At 50.8% G+C, this 22,814-nt stretch carries 21 protein-coding genes; 6 read left to right on the top strand and 15 right to left on the bottom strand.

Annotated elements, in window-relative coordinates:
• Positions 1 to 15 precede the first annotated feature (15 nt).
• The gene (locus AC4GL5_RS01535) at positions 16 to 687 is read left to right on the top strand and encodes an amino acid ABC transporter permease (RefSeq protein ID WP_490381024.1); all 672 of its coding nucleotides are present in this window, start codon (positions 16 to 18) and stop codon (positions 685 to 687) included.
• An 11-nt stretch (positions 688 to 698) separates the two neighbouring features.
• Positions 699 to 1,445, top strand: a complete 747-nt coding sequence (locus AC4GL5_RS01530; protein ID WP_490381023.1) for an amino acid ABC transporter ATP-binding protein — start codon at positions 699 to 701, stop codon at positions 1,443 to 1,445.
• 85 nt (positions 1,446 to 1,530) lie between these two features.
• Here AC4GL5_RS01530 and AC4GL5_RS01525 read toward each other — a convergent pair whose 3' ends face one another.
• The 4 genes from AC4GL5_RS01525 to AC4GL5_RS01510 form a co-directional block, all read right to left on the bottom strand.
• The gene (locus AC4GL5_RS01525) at positions 1,531 to 1,848 is read right to left on the bottom strand and encodes an antibiotic biosynthesis monooxygenase family protein (protein WP_490381022.1); all 318 of its coding nucleotides are present in this window, start codon (positions 1,846 to 1,848) and stop codon (positions 1,531 to 1,533) included.
• Between the two features lie 37 nt (positions 1,849 to 1,885).
• Entirely contained in the window at positions 1,886 to 2,290 is a 405-nt protein-coding gene (locus AC4GL5_RS01520) for a DUF1801 domain-containing protein (protein WP_490381021.1), read from the bottom strand.
• Positions 2,287 to 2,808 (bottom strand): P-loop nucleotide/nucleoside kinase family protein, encoded by a 522-nt coding sequence (locus AC4GL5_RS01515; protein WP_490381020.1) that lies wholly within the window; start codon positions 2,806 to 2,808, stop codon positions 2,287 to 2,289. The genes AC4GL5_RS01520 and AC4GL5_RS01515 overlap by 4 nt, the downstream gene beginning before the upstream one ends.
• 106 nt (positions 2,809 to 2,914) lie before the next feature.
• Positions 2,915 to 4,096, bottom strand: coding sequence for an FAD-dependent monooxygenase (locus AC4GL5_RS01510; protein ID WP_490381019.1), 1,182 nt, complete (start codon positions 4,094 to 4,096; stop codon positions 2,915 to 2,917).
• Positions 4,097 to 4,221: 125 nt separating this feature from the next.
• On the opposite strand from AC4GL5_RS01510, the gene AC4GL5_RS01505 reads away from it, so the two are divergent.
• Positions 4,222 to 5,115: a LysR family transcriptional regulator gene (locus AC4GL5_RS01505; protein ID WP_490381018.1), complete on the top strand. Its 894-nt coding sequence runs from the start codon at positions 4,222 to 4,224 to the stop codon at positions 5,113 to 5,115.
• A gap of 87 nt (positions 5,116 to 5,202) precedes the next feature.
• Here the strand turns inward: AC4GL5_RS01505 and AC4GL5_RS01500 are convergent, their stop codons facing one another.
• The 3 genes from AC4GL5_RS01500 to AC4GL5_RS01490 form a co-directional block, all read right to left on the bottom strand.
• Positions 5,203 to 5,676 (bottom strand): sll1863 family stress response protein, encoded by a 474-nt coding sequence (locus tag AC4GL5_RS01500; RefSeq protein WP_490381017.1) that lies wholly within the window; start codon positions 5,674 to 5,676, stop codon positions 5,203 to 5,205.
• A gap of 72 nt (positions 5,677 to 5,748) precedes the next feature.
• Entirely contained in the window at positions 5,749 to 6,036 is a 288-nt protein-coding gene (locus AC4GL5_RS01495) for a sll1863 family stress response protein (RefSeq protein WP_490381016.1), read from the bottom strand.
• A 224-nt stretch (positions 6,037 to 6,260) separates the two neighbouring features.
• Entirely contained in the window at positions 6,261 to 6,743 is a 483-nt protein-coding gene (locus AC4GL5_RS01490; protein ID WP_490381015.1) for a YajQ family cyclic di-GMP-binding protein, read from the bottom strand.
• 72 nt (positions 6,744 to 6,815) lie between these two features.
• Between AC4GL5_RS01490 and AC4GL5_RS01485 the strand changes: the two genes are divergently transcribed.
• Positions 6,816 to 7,739, top strand: a complete 924-nt coding sequence (locus tag AC4GL5_RS01485) for a ketopantoate reductase family protein (protein ID WP_490381014.1) — start codon at positions 6,816 to 6,818, stop codon at positions 7,737 to 7,739.
• Here the strand turns inward: AC4GL5_RS01485 and AC4GL5_RS01480 are convergent.
• Positions 7,724 to 8,398: an HD domain-containing protein gene (locus tag AC4GL5_RS01480; RefSeq protein ID WP_490381013.1), complete on the bottom strand. Its 675-nt coding sequence runs from the start codon at positions 8,396 to 8,398 to the stop codon at positions 7,724 to 7,726. The two genes, AC4GL5_RS01485 and AC4GL5_RS01480, sit on opposite strands and share 16 nt — an antisense overlap.
• A 71-nt stretch (positions 8,399 to 8,469) precedes the next feature.
• The gene (gene ppc / locus AC4GL5_RS01475) at positions 8,470 to 11,109 is read right to left on the bottom strand and encodes a phosphoenolpyruvate carboxylase (protein ID WP_490381012.1); all 2,640 of its coding nucleotides are present in this window, start codon (positions 11,107 to 11,109) and stop codon (positions 8,470 to 8,472) included.
• Positions 11,110 to 11,502: 393 nt separating this feature from the next.
• Here ppc and AC4GL5_RS01470 point away from each other — a divergent pair, with 393 nt between their 5' ends.
• Positions 11,503 to 11,841, top strand: coding sequence for a type 1 pili tip component (locus AC4GL5_RS01470; RefSeq protein WP_490381011.1), 339 nt, complete (start codon positions 11,503 to 11,505; stop codon positions 11,839 to 11,841).
• Positions 11,842 to 12,063: 222 nt separating this feature from the next.
• Here the strand turns inward: AC4GL5_RS01470 and mazG are convergent, their stop codons facing one another.
• From mazG to cysM, 4 genes are all read right to left on the bottom strand, one after another.
• Positions 12,064 to 12,978, bottom strand: a complete 915-nt coding sequence (mazG, locus tag AC4GL5_RS01465) for a nucleoside triphosphate pyrophosphohydrolase (protein WP_490381010.1) — start codon at positions 12,976 to 12,978, stop codon at positions 12,064 to 12,066.
• 133 nt (positions 12,979 to 13,111) lie between these two features.
• Entirely contained in the window at positions 13,112 to 15,394 is a 2,283-nt protein-coding gene (gene relA / locus AC4GL5_RS01460) for a GTP diphosphokinase (protein WP_490381125.1), read from the bottom strand.
• A 262-nt stretch (positions 15,395 to 15,656) separates the two neighbouring features.
• A complete protein-coding gene (gene rlmD, locus AC4GL5_RS01455; RefSeq protein ID WP_490381009.1) occupies positions 15,657 to 17,000 on the bottom strand; it encodes a 23S rRNA (uracil(1939)-C(5))-methyltransferase RlmD in 1,344 nt (447 codons plus the stop codon).
• 306 nt (positions 17,001 to 17,306) lie between these two features.
• The gene (gene cysM, locus AC4GL5_RS01450) at positions 17,307 to 18,251 is read right to left on the bottom strand and encodes a cysteine synthase CysM (RefSeq protein ID WP_490381008.1); all 945 of its coding nucleotides are present in this window, start codon (positions 18,249 to 18,251) and stop codon (positions 17,307 to 17,309) included.
• Positions 18,252 to 18,596: 345 nt separating this feature from the next.
• Here cysM and AC4GL5_RS01445 point away from each other — a divergent pair, with 345 nt between their 5' ends.
• Positions 18,597 to 21,554, top strand: a complete 2,958-nt coding sequence (locus tag AC4GL5_RS01445) for a response regulator (protein ID WP_490381007.1) — start codon at positions 18,597 to 18,599, stop codon at positions 21,552 to 21,554.
• Positions 21,555 to 21,611: 57 nt separating this feature from the next.
• On the opposite strand, the gene acpS is transcribed toward AC4GL5_RS01445, so the two are convergent.
• Positions 21,612 to 21,989, bottom strand: coding sequence for a holo-ACP synthase (gene acpS, locus AC4GL5_RS01440; protein WP_490381006.1), 378 nt, complete (start codon positions 21,987 to 21,989; stop codon positions 21,612 to 21,614).
• A 10-nt stretch (positions 21,990 to 21,999) separates the two neighbouring features.
• Positions 22,000 to 22,752, bottom strand: a complete 753-nt coding sequence (pdxJ, locus tag AC4GL5_RS01435) for a pyridoxine 5'-phosphate synthase (protein WP_490381005.1) — start codon at positions 22,750 to 22,752, stop codon at positions 22,000 to 22,002.
• Positions 22,753 to 22,814 lie beyond the last annotated feature (62 nt).

Raw genomic sequence — 22,814 nt, 5'->3', positions numbered from 1 at the left:
CCGGAGCATTCTCACGTGGAATTCCAGTTTCAATTCGACTGGCAGGCAGCAATTAACTCGGTTCCCTTTCTGCTTAAAGGTCTTCCTTATACTCTGATGATCTCTTTTGGAGGTCTGATTATTGGCTTCCTGCTGGGTATCCTGTTTGGACTCCTGAGCCTGAACAAGAAATGGTTTTTTCGCTGGCCCGCAACGGCCTATATTGAAATCTTTCGCGGCACGCCAATTCTTGTGCAGGTTCTCTTTATCTTCTATGGTCTGCCGGACCTTGTGGGTTCACCTATCGATCCGGTGACAGCGGCTATTGCAGCTATCGCGTTTAACTCCGGTGCTTATATTTCTGAAGTCGTTCGGGGTGGTGTTCAATCTATCGCTAAAGGGCAACAGGAGGCCGGTGTATCGTTAGGATTATCCCGCGTACAAACCTTCTGGTATGTTACCTGGCCACAGGCATTTCGCCGTATGATCCCCCCTCTGGGTAATCAGGCTATTGTCAGCATTAAAGATACCTCCCTGTTCTCGGTAATCGGTGTCGGTGAGCTCGTTCGTCAGGGGCAGGTGTATATTGCTAATACCTTCACCGCCTTTGAAGTCTATTTTGCGGTTGCTCTGCTCTATCTCGCAATTACCCTGTCACTTTCTCTTCTGCTGCGTATCTATGAACACCGCGGCAATTCAGCAGCCTGAGGAAACCTGTTATGTCTCATATCGTTAATATCCAGCAGCTGAATAAATACTTTGGTCAGCACCATGTTCTGAAAGATATCGACCTGCAGGTGGAAGCTGGTGAGGTTGTCGTGATTATCGGAGCCAGTGGTTCCGGTAAGTCGACTCTGATTCGCTGCATCAACGGCCTAGAAGAATACAATTCCGGGGAGTTGGTGGTAGATGGCCATGGTCTTACAGCTCACGGCAAAAGTCAGCAAGCGCTGAATGCGATCCGCAAAGAAGTGGGCATGGTATTTCAGCAGTTCAACCTTTTCCCCCATCTGAGTGTGCAGCGTAATGTAATGCTGGCCCCGATGAAGGTCAAAAACCAGACCACAGACGAAGCTGCAAGTAACGCAAAACGCCTGCTGGATCGGGTTGGTATTGCTAACCAGGCAAAAAAATACCCTAGCCAACTCTCCGGCGGCCAGCAGCAGCGGGTTGCTATCGCCCGTGCTCTGGCAATGGAACCCCGGCTCATGCTGTTTGATGAGCCGACATCAGCGCTTGACCCTGAAATGGTGGGCGAGGTACTCGACGTAATGCGTGAACTGGCCAAAGAGGGCATGACCATGCTGGTGGTCACCCACGAGATGGGTTTTGCCCGGGAAGTGGCGGATCGCGTGATCTATATCCATGAAGGCCGCATTGTGGAAGAGGGTTCACCAGAGCAGGTGTTCGACAATCCGCAGAACGAACGGACCCAAGCCTTCCTGTCACGGGTTTTATCGCACTGATTCCTCACCTGAAAAGATACCCAAAAACAGAAAAAGGCCTCACTTGAGGCCTTTTTCTATCGGTAAAACAGTCCATTAAACCCGGTCAGATACCATAATCCCGCTCTACTTTGGCGATTCTCAACTTAAAGGAGGCGTACCATTTTTCATGCCCCAGCCGTTGCGCTGCTTTGTGTTCCGCGTTCTGTTTCCAGTGTTTAATCACTGCCAGACTCTCCCAGTAGGAGACGGTGATACCCAAACCATCCCGCACTGACTCCACACCCAGAAATCCCGGCTGTTCAGCCGCCAGCTCCACCATGCGATCCGCCATAGCGCCGTAACCTTCGTCACCTTCGGTTCTGTGATTGGTAAAAATCACCGCGTAATAGGGTGGTTCCGGTGTTTGAGCAATACCAGTCATCTTCCTTTTCCCAAATAGTTTTAAAACCGCTCGAAGCCTAAGCGCCGAGCAGAGGTAAATGCTTAACCTTGTGATACGTCAGAGCCAACCGAAGGCAGTGCGTAATAGTCTCTTCGGGCAGGGGCTCAGATAGCGGCAATACAATCGCCCGATTACCTTCAAAAACAAGACAGTCGCTATATAATTCTTTAAAAGTCTCAACTAAACGGGTCTTACAGTTGAAGAACAGATAATACTGATCCGGTGTTTTTTCCTTCCAATCTATACGGACCGGGCTGCCGGACTTCACACTGAAACTGGGCTCACCCCACTTCAGAGTCTGCTCAACCTCACCTACCTCTAACGCTGAAGCGCTCTTGATGATCAGATCACGAAGCTCCAAAAGTCTTACCCGGACCTGATCCGGGTATTGATCAAGATGCAGGCTGACAACATCACTCATTCCTTTACTCCACCCCCTGCGTCACCGGCAAACTCTGATGTCACAATATTCAGGTGCTCATCAGCCGTTGGCGGCTCAAAAAACGCGGTCACCTGATGAAATACCGCTTCGGTATCAAAGGCTGCCCGCTCCGGTTGCTCAAGGCGGCGTTGGGCGATCTGTTTCAGACACTGCTCATCGTTCAGATCCAGCCAGATCATCTGATGCTCGCAGTCTGCTTCACGGCAAAGGTTAAGAAACCAGCTTCGCTGACGCACGGTATTCGCCGGAAAATCCATCACCACATCCGCCCCTGTTGCCAGAATATTCTGCACAAGCTGTTTGATAAAAGGGCGGATCAGCGCCGAAAATTTCAGGTAATCATCAAAGCTCTTAATCTGGTCGGGGTAATGGCTTGCCAACCATTCATCCTCGGACAACAGCACCGCCTGTTTGTCAGCCGCTAGTTGCTTTGAACGGGTTGATTTGCCTGCGCCCATTTTGCCGCAGAAAAAATAGAGTCGTCCCTGTTGATTCATAGTCCCCCCATTAGCTATACGCTGAAAATAAAACCTGTCCCGACTTAAAGTCAGATACCTGAATTACACAATACTTGGTTCTGGACGCCTGACCAACAAGCACAGACTAATATTCCAATCCCTGCATCCATAGGGCATTCAACTGCTGGGGACCAATTGCTGCAGGACCTGTCTCGGTTAAGGGGGCAGTCTTTGCTCCCCCCTTTTTCGCTGTTTTGAAAATACCCTGAGCAACCTGTCGACCGATATTTTGGCACAATGTCACTTTTCCGATCCTTTGCTGATAGAACCTCGATAAACACTCATCCAGCGATCTATTGTCAGCATCGGTATCCCCTTCTTCAGCCAGTATCCTCACCAGATGCCAGGCATCTTCCAGCGCCTGACAGGCTCCTTGTCCGGATGTCGGCAAAGGCGCATGGGCAGCATCCCCCATCAGCAACAGATTATCCTGATGCCAGAGAGGTAACGGATTAAGGTCATGAACAAAAATCGCTTTCAGTGAACCGGAATCATACTGGCTCAGAACCTGACGAACAGGATCAGCCCAATGCTCAAAACGCCGGTGCAGCTCATGTCGCCACTGCTCAGTATCTTTACTGCGCTCGCGCATCTGCTCTGGGTGTGCGCCCTCATCACACCAGGCGGCAGCCCAATAACACTGCTTGTGGGATACGGGCACAATCCCAAAGCGCTCGTTATCGCCCCGATATTCCTGAATACTGTTATTCATGTGCCCGACATCTAACGAGCAGATACCGATCAAATTGATAAAGCCCTGATACTCAGGCATAGCTTTATCCGCAAAAAGCAGACGACGGGCGACAGAGTTCATACGCCCGTCAGCAGCAACCACCAGATCATATTCCTGCTTTAACCTGTAGATATCATCAGCCTCAATATCAGCACCAAAATGTATCCTGACATTCTGCTCGGCAAGCCGATGCGCCAGCAAAGCCATCAGATCCCGGCGCAAAATAGTGACGCTGGTTAAACCACTGATCCGATTGACCGCCTCAATATCCAATTCAGATTGTTGCCTGCCAGTTAGATCAAACTGACGCATAACGCAGGGCTGCCCACCTGCTGCAGTCACCTGTTCTTTCAGCCCCATTTTATCGAGCACCCAGATCGCATTGGGCCATAGGGTCACTCCAGCGCCCATAGTGGCTGTTTCGGTTTGCCGTTCGTATAGCTCAACCTGAAACCCTCTCTCAGCGGCTAGAATCGCCAGCGACATTCCGGCAACACCCGCGCCAATAATCGCAATTCTTTGCACCGGTCTCATACCACCCTCCTGAAAATGAATAGATACAGGGGATTATCACCAAGGCATAATTAAGGATAAATATTGGATAATTGGCTTATTAAGCCCATTTTTTGAGTTATTAAGACACAGGTCACACTGATCCCATGTTAGATAAAATAGAGCTGCAGTGGCTGCTCAGCTTTCAGGCGGCTTATCAACAGCGGAGCTTTAAGTCAGCCGCTGAACAGTTACAGATCCCCAGTTCGAATGTCAGCCGCCATGTTGCGCTGCTGGAGCAACAGCTGAACCTTCGCCTGCTGGAACGCACCACCCGCCGCATGACTCCGACGACAGCGGGCGAGCAGATTTACCAGTCTCTGACACCACTCCTACAAGCGATGGATGACACACTGGAAGAGGTTACGCACCACACAGAGTCCCTGAGCGGTCACCTGAAAATCATTACGCCTGATCTGCCATTTCTGGCTGAGGCCGTCGCGGACTTTTGCTGCCTGCATCCTCAGCTCGAACTCAGCAGTGATACCCAGATCAACCCGGGAGATGCTTTGCTGGAAGGCTATGATCTGGTACTGAGGTTTGCCCGAGGGGCATTGGAAGACTCCGGCTGGGTTGCCAAAGAGATTATCCGCTGGCCAAGTGCCATTGTGGTGGCCCCCTCTCTGCTGAAAGAAACGGGTAAACCGGAATCTCTCGCAGCACTGGCAACGGTTCCCTGCATTACTACCTTGTCCGTTCTTCAGGGTATGCCATGGCGCTTCAAAGACAATGACACCCTGTCAGTAAAATCCTCCTACAAAGTTAACAGCGGCCAAATGGCTAAGGCAGCAGCTATCAAAGGACTGGGGTTTGCTCTGTTGCCACTTGATGCCTGCAAGCAGGAAATTTATGAAAACTTACTGATAAAGGTAGATTTAGAGAAAGAGCCGGAAGATCTGGTGCTTTATGCCATCTATTCCGGCAGAAAGTACCCATTGGAAAAGGTAAAAGTTTTTTTGGATTTTCTGAAAGAGAAGGTGCGCCAACATCCCGCTACTTAAATCCGGCCAATAAAACGACAAAAGCCGGAGTGGTATCACTCCGGCTTAAGAGCCTCAGGAAAACAGATACTCCCGAAGACTTGTTAATCAGGAGCCCTTCTGACCCCGATCATACTCTTTCTGGGCGTCCTGCCACGCATTAGACATGGACTGGTAAGCTTTGTTAAAGCCATTTCTCATCTCAGCCCAAGCACCTTTACTGCTCTCCTTCATGCTGCCATACCACTCAGACAGCTGGGCTCGCTCTTGGCGAAGTTCCCGAAGAGCCGCTCGCGCTTCTTTACGAGCAGGTTTGCTTAACTCATCCCAGCGGTTATCGATTTTGGTTTCCAATCGATTGATACGCTCATCAGCCCGTTGCATCGCTTGCTTGGCCATTTGAACCGCTTCCTGCTGCTGGTCCTGAGTATAAGCCTGCAGAGTTTCAACAACATCTGCTGTTTCCTGTTTGATATCCTGAACAGTAACGTCAGCATCTTTTTTATTGGCAGCCAAAGAAGACGCCACAGACACTAACAAAACAGAAGCAACAAAATTAACAATATTGTTTTTAACTACCATGTAACAACACCCCATCATTCAGTAAGCAACTTAAAGTTAATCAATATAATTCAATACATATAACTTAATACATCACTTAAAACGTTTTGATGCGGAGTCCATGGCCTCGGAGAGAGACTCTTTAGCTTGATCCAGTCCTGATTTAACATCTTCCCAGGCATCATCGCTGGAATTACGAAGCTCTTCAAACTTGGTGGATACGGCTTCGCGCTTGGCTTTCAGCTGTTCAATCTGCTCATAGTACTCAACCTGAGCAGAAGCATTGGCCTGATCTGCTTTAGATTTGAGCTTATCGATATCAGCTTTCCACTCATCAAGCTGGGCTTCAACCTTTTGTTGATAGGCTTCTTTCTTACTCATGTTCAATTAACTCCTTAGTCACTTTTAACAATAGAAATATTTAAACTATTGATATAAAAGTGAACTGGCTAACTGAGGATTTACCTTATCAAGGATCGAAATATGATAAGAAGCTTGTAATAACCATAACATAAAAAAACGGGGCTCTGTCAAATCAGAGCCCCGTATGAAATAAAGATAAAACAAATAAATGATTAATTATTTAGTTTCATATAATACTATAATTAATCTCGAAAGTTCTGGTACTGCAGAGGAATATCCAGCTCAGCCTGACGCAGAAAAGCGATAACCTGCTGCAGGTCATCACGCTTCTTACCCGTCACACGCACCTGATCCCCCTGAATGGCAGCCTGTACTTTCAGTTTTTCCTGCTTGATCATTTTGACGATTTTTCGCGCTGTATCCGTGTCGATACCTTCCTGTAGTGTGACGATCGCCTTAGCGGTTTTACCGCTTTCGATCACATCACCGACTTCCATACATTTTGTATCGACTTTACGACTGATCAACTCTGCCTGCAGCATGTCGACCATCTGGCGCACCTGAAATTCAGATTCAGAGACCACTTCAACCACGTTTTCCTTACGCACGAATTTGGCATCGACACCTTTAAAATCGAAGCGATTTTTCACCACACGATTGGACTGATCCACCGCATTAGTCACCTGGTGCATGTCCAGTTCGGACACCACATCAAAAGATGGCATGTTTGTCTCCTTAATAATTCTGTCTGCAGGCATTATACTTGCGCCCCTGTTTCTGCCAACTGGATAAATTGCATGAGTCAAACACACTGGACGGTATTGGGTGCGGGTTCGTTAGGTTGCCTTTGGGCGGGCTACCTGAATCAGGCTGGATTCCCCGTTACCCTACTGCACAGAGAAGGGGTCGCTGCACCTGAATCCCTGAGCCTGACACGGTTTCAGGCGGATCAGGCCACAGCATTTGAGGCAGAGCTGACCACAGCTTCCGCCTGCCCTGAGAAATCGATTAGCCGGTTGGTTGTCGCGACAAAAGCTCACGATGCGGTCGCTGCAGTGACAGGGATTAAACACGCATTAACCGACGATGCCTGTATTGTCCTGCTGCAAAACGGCATGGGCTCTCAGCAGGCGGTAGCCGAAGCCTATCCGGAGTACGCCATTGTTGCCGTTTGTATTACCGATGGCGCATACCGTACAGAACCGGGTCATGTGATCCATGCCGGTCAGGGCATCAGCCGCGTGGGGGCATTAAATCCCCTGGGGCAAAACGTCTGGCGGCAGGTGGTTGAAGATCTGGAGCAAACCGATCTGATCATCGAAGCCTGTGAAGATATTAATCAGGCCCTGTGGAATAAACTCGCGATCAATATCGCCATTAACGGCCTGACAGCGCTGGATCAGTGCCTGAACGGTGAGCTGATGCAGCCTGAGCGCTATCAGCGGGTCAGCCTGCTCTGTCAGGAAACTGAGGCGGTGATGAAAGGGCTGAAGCTGCAACTGCCGGAGCAAGGGTTGCTGCAACTAGCAACGGATGTGATTGAAGGTACAGCAAAAAACCGCTCCTCCATGCTGCAGGATACTCTACGGGGTAAAATCACCGAGATCGACTACATCAACGGTTATCTGGTACAGCAGGCAGAACGCCTGAATATTGAAGTGCCGGAGAGCCTGAGTATCTATCGCGATGTTAAGCAACGCTTTAATCAGCCGTCCTCATAGGGTGGCTTCTGACTCAGCTGCTCAAGCTGCTGCAAACCCTCTTCAATAATCTGTTGAGCCAGATCGAACAACTCCGGATTACCCTGCTTCAAAACCTGAAGCATGGCATACTTTTCCGGCAGATAGAGAGCGGCAAATTCCGGATCCCGTTCTGCAATCGTGCAGGTATTATCGATGATATCTGCCAGCTTGATGGTCTTAGCCCGAATATCAGCTTTTTCCAACTGCAGCCGGTCGATCAGCTTGCGTTCTGCACGCTCAAGCTCTTTGCTGTGAGGCCCAGAGGTTAGCTGATCCACCAGAAGCGCCACTTCATCGCCAAACAGAGTTCTGATCTCCTCCAGATCCACATCGGTATCTTCTACCACATCATGTAACCAGGCGGCGGCAAGAACCTCTGGCTGGGTCAGATATTGGGCAACCCGCTCGGCTACCGCCTGCGGATGAACTATATAGTCCTCATTGGTGTAGCGGCGAACCTGCTCAAGACGACCATGAGCATCCGAGGCGAAACGGCGGGCTCTCTCCACCAGAGGGTGCTGCATAGCCCCGTCTCGTTCATTTTCAGTTCGACCGGTTGCTTCTGCAGACTGACCACTTTTTCGGTCAACATGATTCAGCACATTCGCTGAAGATTTGGATGACTTATCGGATCCCATTATTCTGCCTCCTTACTACCCCGGCAGCTCTGGCTACCGGGGTAAGCGTCGCTCAATGTGAGTGACATTGATCAGCCCGTATTGCGCAAACCTGCGGCAATACCGGCCATGGTCACCATAAGCGCCTGCTCAACCTGAGCATTACCTGGCTGAGTTCGGTCCCTTTGCAACAACTCCGCCTGCAGTACATGCAGCGGGTCGATATAGGGGTTTCGTACCCGTACCGCTTCAGCAATCAACGGCATATGTTCCTGCAGCTCTTTACGGTCACGGATCTGCATGACCGTCTGTTTGAGATCGTTCAGACGGTGGCACAGAACATCACCTAAAGAATGTAACGACTCCGGCACCAGTTTCTTCTCATAGTAGCGGGCGACATTAGCATCTGACTTGGTCAGCACCATCTCCAGCATGTCCATGTAGGTCGTGAAAAACGGCCACTGTTCCATCATCTCTCGGATTAAGGGTAGCTCACCTTCCTGCACGGCATCAGACAGCGCGATATCACTGCCCAGCCAGGCTGGCAACATCAGCCGAATCTGAGTCCAGGCAAAAATCCAGGGGATCGCCCGCAGGCTTTCGACACCCCCATCAGCACGACGCTTGGCGGGACGACTGCCCAAAGGTAGTTTTGCCAGCTCCTGCTCCGGGGTAATGGCGCGGAAATAGGGCACAAAATCCGGCACATCCCTGACCTGATGGCGATAGCTGTGCAGGGCACGTTCAGCCAGAATATTCATCTCCTGCCGCCACTGGGATTTTACCGATGGCGGTGGCTGAAGAGTGGCCTCCAGCACAGCAGAGACATAAATCTCCATACTACGCTGAGCAATATCCGGCAGGCCGAACTTGAAGCGGATCATCTCTCCCTGCTCGGTCACTCGCAGGCTGCCGCTAACCGACCCCGGTGGCTGAGCAAGAATTGCGGCACGAGCCGGCCCGCCACCACGACCAACAGTCCCCCCACGACCATGGAACAAGGTCAGATGCACGCCATGGCGTTTACAGACTTTTACCAGCTCTTCCTGAGCACGATACTGTCCCCAGGCGGCGGCCAGCTGACCGGCATCTTTGGAGGAATCCGAATAGCCGATCATCACCTCCTGCTCGCCCTGAATCCGATCCTGATACCACTCGATCCGCATCAGGCTGCCGATCACATCTGAGGAACGATCCAGATCATCCAGCGTTTCAAACAGAGGGACAACCTTCATCGGGAAAGGACAACCGCACTCTTTCAGCAGCAAATGAACCGCCAGTACATCCGAGGCATAGTGCGCCATGGAGATCACATAACTGCCCAGTGCTTCCTGAGATTGCTGAGCCACGACACGACAGGTATCAATCACCTCCTGCACTTCTGCGGAAGGCTGCCAATTATGAGGAATCAGAGGTCGACAGGAACGCAGCTCACTCAGCAGAAAGTGCTGTTTATCGGTCTCGCTCCACTCATGATAATCCCCCAGATCCAAGGCCTGACAGATCTCTGACATAACATCAGCATGACGGGCGGAATCCTGACGGATATCCAGCTTCAGCAGGTTAAGACCAAAACAGCTGGCACGACGCAGGGTATCCAACAGCGGCCCCTTGGCAATACGCCCCATACCGCAATCAATCAGACTGTCATAACAAAGCTTCAGCGGTGCCTTAAGCTCAGCGGTATCGATCAGAACGGTATCCGGCATCTCGTCGCGGGTATGACCATCCAGCTGGTCCTCAATCCACTCCTGAGTCACCTGAAGTCGGCGGCGTAAGCCGCGCAACAAGACGCGATACGGCTCTTTGGTCTCTGAACCGACTTCGGCGCGCAACTGATCATTGCACTGCCACATGGAGAGTTCATTCAGCAGCTGATCGATATCCCGCAGGTACAGGTCGGCGGCCATCCAGCGCGCCAGCAGCAACACTTCCCGGGTGACCGCAGCGGTCACATTGGGGTTGCCGTCACGGTCGCCCCCCATCCAGGAGGCAAAACGGATCGGAGAACAATCCAGTGGTAATGAACGTCCGGTTGCGGCTTTAAGCCCCTGATTCAGATAGCGGTAGAACTCTGGCACAGCCTGCCAGAGTGAATTCTCGATCACCACAAAGCCCCACTTGGCTTCATCAACAGGCGTAGGGCGCTGATGACGAATCTCATCCGTATGCCAGGCCTGCTCCACAAGCTGTCGGATGCGATCCTGAATTTTTTCCCGCTGATCCAAATAGAGGCTTTCGTTTTCCAACTGATTCAGGTTATCGGCAATGCCATCATATTTCTGGATCAGGGTACGACGATTCACTTCGGTAGGGTGTGCGGTCATCACCAGATCGATCCGCATCTCAGTGATGGTTCGCCAGATCTCTTCCGGCGAGATGTTCTGCGCTACCAGATGATTAAATAAGGTCACAATGGACTGTTGCTCAATCGCCTCATAGTTTTCAGTTTTTCGGTAGCGGGCACGATAGTGCTGTTCTGCAATATTGGCCAGATTCAGAAACTGGTTAAAAGCCCGTGCCACCGGCAGCAGCTCATCATCAGACAGGTTGCTGAGATAATCCTGCAGGCTGTTATCGGAATGATCCCCCACCCGATCTGCTTTCGCCAGATGACGGATCGTTTCAATCTTTTCTAAAAAATCATCACCCATATGATGGCTGATGGTTTGTCCCAGATAGTCACCCAGCTCACGCACATTGTCACGTAACGACTCATGTAACTGATTCACGGGTTACCTCCATGATGTCTGGAAAATTCGTGTTACGGGAATAGCTTATAAGCTGTCCCATAAATATTTTTTACTACGTTTACACACTATTTACTACGTTTGAAAACCAAATGTCACTGGTCTATCAGACCAGTCTGCGCCATCTTTAAGGTGTAGTTACCGGACAACATTTGGCGTAACGGATCCTTATAACGGATAACACATTCCGGTGAATCTCATCAGTGTCAGTATGAGCTTATCCGGTTGATCAGGTAAAGAAATCACTCTTGTGCGGCAATAATTCTTCGCTTTGTTGCTACAGTATGAGTAAGGCTTAACATTCACGAAAGTCTGCAGTAACACGATGGCGTACATCGGCCAATTACTGCGGACTCCTGCATAAGGCGTTTATTTATGCGATTTAATGAACTGGTACACAACTGGAAAAGCAAAGACACCGGTGCGATGACAGAAGAGCTGTACAGCATTCGCCTGCCGGTGGAGGATGCGGCACGATTACAGGCACTGGCAGAACTTTTTCCACGACGACCCGCAGAGCTTCTGTTGGCAGACCTGATCAAGGTAGCGCTGGATGAAGTGGAAGGCCGCTTCCCTTATGAGAAGGGGACTAAGGTAGTGGCTCACGATGAGGAAGGTGATCCCATCTATGAAGATGAGGGCTTAACACCCCGCTTTCTGGAATTAAGCCGTCACTACCTGAAAGAATACACTAAGCTGAAGGCTGCGGGCTGATCAGACTTTTTTACTCTGTTATTTACCAGAAACAACGTTAATTCAGCACAGCGAATCTCGGATGAGTGCTGATTGATCATACGGTTTTACCGCCGCCTTTCTCCCTTGGGCGGCAGCTTCCCGCGGGACTACTGCGGGACTTGCCATGTGGGGCCGCCTGCCTGGTTCTCCGGAACCGGGAGTTCAGGCGGTCTATTTTTTTGTCTGCAGGAAAGGGGGCGTTTATCGCTCCAATTGCTTAGCTTCATCCCACCACTGATCCATCTGTGCCAGATCCACATCATCAAAACTCAGTCCTGCATTCTGCAGCTGCTGTTCAATATAAGCGAAACGGAACTCGAACTTACGGTTGGTTCCCCGCAGGGCGCTTTCCGGGTCTTTTTTCAGATAGCGGCTGAGATTGGTTGCAGCAAATAACAGGTCACCAAATTCCTTCTGCGCTTCTGGCAGATTATCTGCGGCGACCGCTTCTTCCACCTCTTCCAGCTCCTCACGTACCTTGTCCAGCACACCCTGAATATCCGGCCAGTCAAAGCCCACCTTGGAGGCTTTCTTCTGAATCTTGGCAGCACGGGTTAAAGCCGGTAGCCCAACCGGAATATCTCCCAGAACCGAAGGCTTTGTCTGTTGATGATCGCTGGTTTCTGATGCCGCTTTTTTCGCCTTCTCTTCCGCCTTAATCTCATCCCAGCGCTGTTTCACCTGAGCTTCATCCACCTCGGTTGCCGTGATGGATTCATTCTCTGCAGGGTACAACTCCCCTTCGGCAAACACATGGGGATGACGGCGAACCATTTTATTAACCAACTCATCCGCTACATCATCCAGATTGAACCAGCCTTTCTCATCCGCCATCTGGCTGTAATAGATCACCTGGAACAACAGATCACCCAGCTCTTCCTTCAGGTGATCCCAGTCTTCGCGCTCAATGGTATCCGCCACTTCGTAAGCTTCTTCCAGTGTGTGCGGCACGATGGTGGCGAAGGTTTGCTCTTTATCCCAGGGGCAACCCGTTTCAGGGTCCCGCAGGCGCGCCATCAGGTAGGTCAGATCTCTTATGCTGTATCGGTTGGATTGTTCAGTGGACTCATGCTCAGATAGTTCGGGTTGTACATTCACAGTTGGCTTTTGACTCATAACAGATGGCTCTTGGAGAAAAATAAACAAGCAAAACACTCTAACGCAAAACGCCCGCAAAAGCGGGCGTTTTAGGCAATCAGTAGGATCGCGACCTGAGTACAATCGTTGGTTTGAGTACCTCAGCAGCGGATCAGGCTGATTTTTTCTTTTCCTGAAAACGCTGAACATCAAGAATATTCGGCAGCTGCTCAATCCGGTTAAGGATACGGCCCAGCACCTGAATACCATCCACTTCCAGCGTCACCAGAATATTGGCCTGGTTCTCTTTTTTGTCGGTCAGTGTATTCACCGACAGGACATTGACTTTGTCGTTGGCCAATACGGACATAATATCCCGCAACAGACCGGAACGATCCCAGGCGCGGATGCGAACATCCACCGAGTACATATGCTGAGTACGTTCGCCCCACTCCACATTGATCATACGATGCGGGTCTTCCGCTTTCAGCTGCAGGGCGTTGGCACAATCCTGACGGTGAATCGACACGCCACGACCCACCGTAATGTAACCGACGATGTCATCACCCGGCACCGGATGGCAGCATTTGGCGATCTGCGTCATCAGGTTACCCACACCGTGAATCGTAATGTCATCTGGGGCATTGCTACCGGATTTCTGACCACCGGGATAACGACGGTGCAGCAGGAATTTCTCCAGCTGCTCTTCATCATCGGTTTCACCAAACAGGTTCTGGGCGACACTCAGCACCTGACCGGTCCGCAGATCACCGGCGCCCAGCGCGGCGTACATATCATCTTCAGTGTTGTAGTTAACGGCCTTTGCCAGCTTCGGCAGGTCAAGACCACTCAGACCGAGCTGTTTGAACTCCTTCTCAAGCAGCTGACGCCCTTCCACTATATTCTGATCTCGATCCTGCAGTTTAAACCAGCTCTGGATCTTGGCCCGGGTACGGGATGTCAGGGCGTAACCCAGAGCCGGGTTCAGCCAGTCTCGGCTGGGGCGGGTGTTTTCTGAGGTGAGAATCTCAACCTGATCACCGGTTTTCAGATGATAAGTCAGTGGCACAATACGGCCATTCACCTTAGCGCCACGACAGCGGTGACCCACTTCAGTATGCACACGATAGGCAAAATCCACCGGTGTTGCATCATGGGGCAGATCCACCACATGGCCGTCCGGTGTGAAGATGTAGATACGATCTGGCGCAACATCATTTTGCAGCTCTTCCCGAAGGCCGTTAGCATCACCGACTTCTTCATGCCACTCCAGAACCTGACGTAACCAGGCGATCTTTTCTTCGTAACTGTCGCTGGTTTTCTTGGTGTCAGTGCCCTTGTACAACCAATGGGCGCAAACACCCAGTTCGGCTTCTTCATGCATGGAGATAGTACGGATCTGAACTTCCAGTACCTTGCCTTCCGGTCCGACAACCGCCGTATGTAGGGAACGGTAGCCGTTCTCTTTTGGGGTTGCGATGTAATCATCAAACTCATGGGGAATGTGGTGCCAGAGACCGTGAATAATCCCCAATGCGGTATAGCAGTCTTTCACATCCGGAACCAGAATACGCACGGCACGCACATCGTATACTTCAGAGAAGTCGATGTTTTTGCGCTTCATTTTGCGCCAGATGCTGTAAATATGTTTCGCACGGCCATTCACCTGGGCACCGTGAATACCTTCACCTTCCAGCTTATCTTTCAGCAGGGCGATCACTTTTTCGATATATTCAGTACGGTCGAGGCGCTTCTCAGACAACAGACGGGCGATACTCTTATACTGCTCCTCTTCCAGATAACGGAAGGAGAGATCTTCCAGCTCCCACTTGATGTAACCAATACCCAAACGGTGCGCCAGCGGGGCATAGATTTCAAAAACTTCACGGGCAACACGCAGACGTTTATCCCGAGGGGCATTTTTAGCATCTCGGATGGCGCAGGTACGTTCTGCCAGTTTAATCAGCGCGACACGAACATCATCGATCATCGCCACCAACATTTTACGCAGGTTTTCCAGCTGGCTTTTGTTCTCCTGACCAAAGACGATGCCTTCTGTCGGAAGCTGAATCTGGCTGATGGCCGCCATCTCAGTGACACCATTGACCAGTTTGGAAACGGTTTCACCAAAGGACTCTTCGACCTGAGCGATGGAGATATGACCTTCACGCACGGCACGATACAGAATCGCCGCGATCAGGGAGTCTTCATCCATCTGCAGTTCACCGAGAATATCGGCCATTTCAAGGCCGGTACGGAAGCAGCGGGACCCTTTAACAATCCAGTAATTGTCCTCTTTGCGAGCATTGCGCTGGGCGTCACGTGCCATCTCGCAGGCAGACTGAACACGCTCCGGTGAAGTGAGCGTGACATCCTCCTGCAGGCGTTGCAGCCAGTTGGGGATATTTACCGTGCCATCAGGGTTTAACGGTTGATCTTCACGTACTTTTACCATGTCTTCGCCTGTCAGTTTCAGTTTCTTATTATAAGGTGTTCGCTCAGACATCCGCCCGGCTGCACCCTTTATTAATGGCGGCCTTGTAAGAATCAACAGGCTTGCCGTTGCCCCGACAATAAAATTGCTGATTCAGCCTCTTCTTCTCTGCCAGCCCGATCCCCCTGATCCAAACAAGAGGGGAACAAACAGAGAGCGTAATAAACAGCGGTATCAAACCTGTATCACGAATGATCGCCAATACAGCATGATGCCGCAAAAATCAGGACTTTTTCTTTTTACCACCGCGCTCAAACAGTGCCATGGATTCCACATGAGCCGTTTGCGGAAACATATCCATAATTCCGGCCCGAACCAGTTTATAACCCTGTTCTGTCAAAATAGCGCTGTCTCTGGCAAGAGTTGAAGGGTTACAGGACACATAAAGTACCCGCTTTGCCCCCAACGCTTTCATCTGCTCACAAATAACCTGTGCGCCAGTACGGGGTGGATCCAGCAGCACGACATTATAACGGGTCTTGGCCCAGGAAAGGCCTTTGAATGACTGACTCAGGTCAGCCGCTTCAAAAATAGCATTTTCTATGCCATTTAATTCAGCATTAGCCCGTGCACGTTGGACCAGATTCGACGCACCTTCAATACCCGTGACAGAAGCTACTTTTGTCGCCAGTGGCAAACTGAAATTACCAAAACCGGCAAACAGGTCCAGCACCACGTCATCCGCCTTTGGTTGTAGCCACTCCAGTGCCTGATCAACCATCTGACGGTTGATCGCAGGATTCACCTGCACAAAATCATTGGGCTGAAAGGCTAAAGTAACCTCATCATATTGATAACTGAGCACAGGCAACTGATCACCACTCAGTGTGATCACCTTGCCTTTTTCAAGGCGGGCGTTCACCAAGCTATCGGCCTGATCTTTCTGCCAGTAAAGCTGAACCTTGTGCTCTTCAGCCCAGTTCAGCCAAATCAGCTGATCTTTATGGGACAAACCTTTCAGGTGGCGCACCACAAGGGCGCAGCCCTGGTCACTGTATGCCAGTTCAAGGTGCCCAATCGTTTTTCGGGATTCCAGCTCAGGAATCCGATCATACAGAGAGGGGATTAACGCGGAGAGTTCAGGATGCAACACCGCACAGTGCTGAATCGCCACCAGATGAGACGAACCTTTTTCGCGGAAACCGATAATCAGATCACCGTGACGGTTCCATTTCACACCCAGACGGGCTTTGCGACGATAGCCCCAGGGCTCATCGACCAAAGCACTCTGCAACGGAATATCAGAAAGCTTACCGAAACGCTCCAGCTGATCCACCAGCGCAGACTGTTTCACCTCGCGCTGACGCTCCAGAGAAAGATGCTGCATACCACAGCCACCGCACTTATCGTAATACTCGCAGGCAGGCTCAATACGATCCGGAGATGGAGTATGAATGGTCTCACACACCGCTTCATCGAAACGACGATGGGTTTTGACGATACGAATGCTGACGCTTTCCCCGGCCAGTGCTCCCTCTACAAAAACGATTTTTCCATTGTGATGGCCAATACCCCGACCATCATGGCCCTGGCGTTCAATGAGGAGATCAGACACTAACTCAGGCACGTAGCCCCCTTGTAATCGAAAATTCCGCACAATATCAGCGGTTTTTTAACACGGTAATACCGGAACAGTTTGTGGCCTGATGAGGGGCAGGTCAGCAACAAATGCTGGATAAAGCAACAGTCCCGTAGGGATGGCGGCAGATGATAACGCCTAATCTCAACTTGTCCAGCCGAAGGGCTAAATAGTGCGAAATCCCACGCAAATAAAACCGCCCTTTCACGCCAATACAGACTAAAAAAGGGCTGTCTTATATGTATAGACAACCCTTCTCTGTTAAAGCTCTATCTCTGATTCATTAAAAATTGATCAGGCATTAAACACACCTGTAGACAGATAGCGGTCCCCCCGGTCACAAATAATAGCAACCACAACGGCTCCCGGATTCTGCTCAGCAATACGAAGCGCTCCCGCAATAGCTCCACCGGAAGAAACGCCTGCAAAGATACCTTCCTCTTTAGCCAGTGCTTTCATCGTGCTCTCCGCCGATGCCTGATCTATATCGATAACCTGATCCACACGCTCGGCTTCAAAAATGGTCGGCAGGTACTCTTTCGGCCAGCGACGAATACCAGGAATGCTGGCTCCTTCGCTGGGCTGAAGACCAACAATCTGCACATCCGGGTTCTGCTCTTTCAGATAGCGGGAAACCCCCATAATGGTGCCGGTGGTGCCCATGGAGCTGACAAAGTGAGTCACCTTACCGAAGGTTTGCTCCCAGATCTCGGGGCCGGTACTGCGATAATGTGCCTCAGGATTGTCCATATTACCGAACTGGTTCAGTACAATCCCCTTGCCCTCTTTCTGCATCTGCAGCGCCAGATCACGAGCCGCTTCCATACCTTCTTCTTTACTGACCGTGATCAACTGAGCCCCGTAGGCAGCCATAGAAGCTTTTCGCTCCTCGCTCATATTGTCCGGCATAATCAGAACCATGGTGTAGCCTTTAATAGCTGCCGCCATCGCAAGGGCAATACCGGTATTACCACTGGTCGCTTCGATCAGAGTATCGCCAGGCTTAATATCACCACGGGCTTCAGCAAGATTAATCATACTGAGCGCAGGTCGGTCTTTAACCGAGCCGGCCGGGTTATTGCCTTCCAATTTGGCGAGAACCACTGATCCGTTATCCGGAACAAGACGCTGTAACCGCACCAGAGGGGTTTGGCCAACAAAGGCTTCAATGGTCGGAAAATCGTTAAACTGAGCCTTTGTATCAGCAATCTGTTCCGTGGATTTTTGTTCGGAAGACATAGAATCTCTCTAAGTTAGGCTTTTAAAGCCGGTCGCTCTACTGCTTTAACCCCTTACTTTATATAGGGAATTATTTTCTGTCTCAGCCCATAAACGACCCGTTAAAAAGCGACTGTTTCAACTGCGCCTTTTATACCTGTGACGGTTTGATTTTTAAACCACTTTTCCCGACAGAGCGGGCACTAAGTTCTCAATCGCCGGAAACAGCTTATATGAGGCAAGCGCTACTGTTTTCAAAATAATGCTTTGCTATTTGCTTATAACTGCAGCCTTATCGGTATTATGGTAAAAGTGTTTTTTCTGGCACGGCAGCATAAGCGCAGCGGGTATCAATCTGGATTCATGATGAAAAACTGGCCTTTACGTAACAAAATTCTCTTTATCGCAACCTTTCCGGCAATTATTACGGCACTGGTTTTAAGTACTCACCTTTTTCTGAACTACTACGCTCTGGTTGAGAAAAACCTGATGGAAAAAGCCGAGTCGTTAAGTCGTCAGCTGGGTACCCCGCTGGCTTATGCCCTGGAGCGTAATGACAGGGAGCAGGTTCGCCGGATTATGGACGCCCTGTCTCAGGAACCGGAAATCCGTGCTGTTTCAGTACACAATAAAGACCGGGAAAATATCTTTCACGGTGGCCCCAGTATGTATCCGGTCAGTAATGCCAGTCACCGTCTGCAGCCTCAGCCTCTGATCCGATATTCCGACAGCACACTTCGCGTTATTCAGCCGCTGCTATCCCCCTTTCCTCCTAAAAACCGGGCAACAGAAGCTGCCCAGAATAAAAACACCCAAGATCTGTTCGCCCCTCAGTTTGTGCACATGGAGATCAAAACGAACGCTATCGTTGGTTGGCTGGAACTTGAAGTTCATCTGAGCCAAACCCGCCTGAGCATTATCTACGATGTGATCCTGAACTGGGTGGTGGTACTGATTCTGTTAATTGCGACCCTCTTTATAGCACTGAGAATCAGCCGCCAGTTTCTGGCTCCGATTCAGGAAGCCCGTGATGTTATCCGACAGGTGAGCGCCGGAAATTATACGGTTGAAGCCCGACATTTGGGTTGCCCGGAATATCATCGGTTAGCCGATGATATTAACCAACTGACCAACAGTATTAAGCAGAAACGCCAGGAACTGAACGATAACATTGAGCAGACCACCTCCGAGCTGGAAGAAACCATGATTACCATGGAAACCCAGAGTATTGAACTGGATCTGGCCCGTAAACGTGCCGAAGAGGCCAACCGGATCAAGTCTGAATTTCTCGCCAATATGAGTCACGAAATCCGCACGCCGATGAATGGCATTGTCGGATTCTGCAACCTGTTGCGTCGCACGCCACTCACCCCACATCAAAGCGCTCATCTGAACAGTATCCGCAATGCATCTGAGAGCTTACTGTCAATTATCAACGACATTCTGGACTTCTCTAAAATCGAAGCTCAGAAAATGGAGATCAAATCGATCCCCTTTAATCCCAGGGAGATTGTGGATGAAACGATCGCCCTACTGGCCCCTGAAGCACAGCGTAAACAGCTGGAGATGGTGGCACTGGTCTATGACGATGTACCCGCTACCCTAGTCAGCGACCCCCTTCGTATCAAACAGGTACTGATCAACCTTCTGGGTAATGCCGTGAAATTCACCGACAGCGGTGATGTTGTCATTCGCGTAATGACCGAACTGGAAGCAAACAATGAGCTGGTCATCTGCTTCAAGATCACTGATAACGGTGTTGGTATTGCAAAGGAAAAACAGCCGGCCCTGTTCACCCCCTTTACTCAGGCGGACTCCAGCCAGAATCGTCAGCATGGTGGAACCGGTCTGGGACTGGTGATCTGTAAACGGCTGGTTGAACTGATGGGCGGTGAGATTGGTCTTGAAAGTGACCTGGGCGAAGGAGCAACCTTCTGGTTTACCATTCGAACACCCGTTCAGAGCAACACCTATGACCTTGAGCCGGAAGCCTGCTTTGATGGGCTGAAAACTCTGCTGGTGGAAAGCCATCCCCTGAACCAGAACGCACTCAACCATCAGTTGACTCAGTTCGGCCTGCAGGTAACCAGTCATAACAGTCTTAATGGCATTAATGTACAGCAACCCGGTAGCCAGATTGCTGTTCTGGCCTTTAATCATCAGGAAGCTAATGACAGGGCAACCCTGGCACTAACCCATAAACTAGCGGAGCAGATCCCTGTTCTGGTGTTATTGGGCAGTAACGACGCCGATCTTATCACCCGCTACATGAGCGCCGGTGTCAGCCATGTAGAAGCAAAACCGATCAGCCATGATGATCTGAAGTCTGCCATTGAAACCGTGCTTAATCTGCAGCAAACCCAGCTAACGTCACACCCAAGTCATCTGGCCTTCGCCGGTAAGTCAGCATCGCTCGTTTCAGACCGGACTCAGGATTCCCGGTTAATAACAGACAGGTCAGCGACAACTCATCCGGCCACCCCAGCCATGAACCATCAGGGTGATTTCAACCTGCAGAGCAACATGGCCTCCGCCCCGACAATTCTGGTAGTTGATGACAATGCCTCTAATCTGCTGCTGGCTTCAACACTTCTGAAAGAATTTGGTCTTAATGTTACTCAGGCCAATAGCGGTAAAAAAGCAATTGAAGAGGTTCTGAGAAAGAAACCGGATCTGGTTCTGATGGATATTCAGATGCCGGATATGGATGGCATGGAAACCACCCGCCGAATCCGAAACCTCTCGCCTTACTATGAGGATCTGGGCATTATCGCCCTCACGGCCCATGCGCTTCCGGAAGAGAAAGAGAACTTTATGGAAGCCGGGCTGAATGACCTGCTGACCAAACCGATCGACGAAGAGAAGCTGGCAGGGCTGATCCAGCATTGGACCGGCTTCTCTCCAAGCGTAATGCCAGCGGATGCCGAGCCGCCACTGCCGGAAGATGAACATCTGCTGGAGGAAAGCATGGAAAGTGTGGTGGATATAGAGATGGGCATCCGCCTTGCCGGAGGCAAACCGGCTCTGGCAGAAGAGATGCTATCGATGCTGCTGCAGGATATTCCAGCAACACGTGACCGTTTGGACAGCGCTTTCCGGGGCGAAGATATTGAAGAGATGATTAACGCGGTACACCACCTGCACGGAGCAACACGTTATTGTGGCGTGCCGAGACTGGCATTAACAACAGAAACGCTGGAAACTCAGCTGAAAATGCGCCAGATGACAGCAGCGCAGGAAACGCTGAAAACACTCTACAAAGAACTTGGCAGACTGGAATCCTGGCAGAAAGAGCAGGAGATACTACGAAAAAGCCAGTCATAAGACTGGCTTCTGAACAGGCATCGGGCAGGAATAACACTGACCAGCAGACGGCTTAAATCAGCGGGCTTCCAGCACCACAAAGGCCTGAGCCAGGCCACCATCATCGGTAATCGACAGATGGCAGACCACCTCATTATGGTGAGCCACTTTAGCAGCTGCAGCGCCTAATAGTTGCATCACAGGTGCACCGGCTTCGGTACGTCCCACCTGCATATCCTGCCAACTGATCGGGCCGATACCCGTCCCCAGCGCCTTAGCGGTAGCTTCTTTCGCCGCAAAACGCTTCGCCAGATAAGCTGCCGGCTGAGGGTGATCACGATAACGTGCTAACTCGACATCCGTCAGAATACGCTTTGCAAAACGCTCCCCATGACGGTCGATCGCCTTTTCAACACGCTCAATCACGGCCAGATCAGTACCGATTCCCAAAATCATTGCGACAACCTTATTTAGGCTGAGCTGCCAGCATGATGCGTTTCATCTCGGCAACCGCTTCTTTCAGGCCAACAAACATGGCGCGGGCGATAATGGCATGGCCGATGTTCAGCTCATAGATGCCCGGAATACCGGCAATCGGCTCAACATTGTGATAGTGCAAGCCATGACCGGCATTCACAATCAGCCCCTGTTTAAGACCCAGTTTTACGCCTTGTTTGATCACATCCAGCTCTGCGGCCTGCTCTTCAGCCGTTTCAGCATCAGCATAGCTCCCTGTGTGCAGCTCAATCACAGGCGCAATAGTGGCTGCCGCTTCTATCTGGGCCGGATCGGCATCGATAAACAGAGAGACTTCACACCCAACTGCCGCCAGGCGTTTGCAGGCATCGGCGACGCGATCAAACTGACCAACGACATCCAAACCGCCTTCGGTGGTCAGCTCTTCACGCTTTTCCGGCACCAGGCAGATATGCTCCGGACGGATCTCTTCCGCAAAAGCGATCATCTCGTCAGTCACCGCCATCTCAAGGTTCATGCGGGTCTGCATCACCTCTTTGATCAGGCGAACATCACGCTCCTGAATATGACGACGGTCTTCCCGCAGGTGAACGGTGATACCATCTGCACCCGCTTCTTCTGACAAAATAGCCGCCTGAACCGGATCGGGATAACGGGTTCCGCGCGCCTGACGCAGGGTAGCAATGTGGTCGATGTTAACGCCCAGTTGTAAACGCGGAACAGATGCTGAAACACTAACCATGATGACTCCTCAAACGACCTGACACAGCAGGGAGATAACAGAATAAGTTTTGGTGTAGCCTA

The organism is Oceanospirillum sp. (assembly GCF_982874595.1).
The sequence above is the reverse complement of the archived record's forward strand: the minus strand, read 5'-3'. Positions and strand labels throughout refer to the sequence as shown.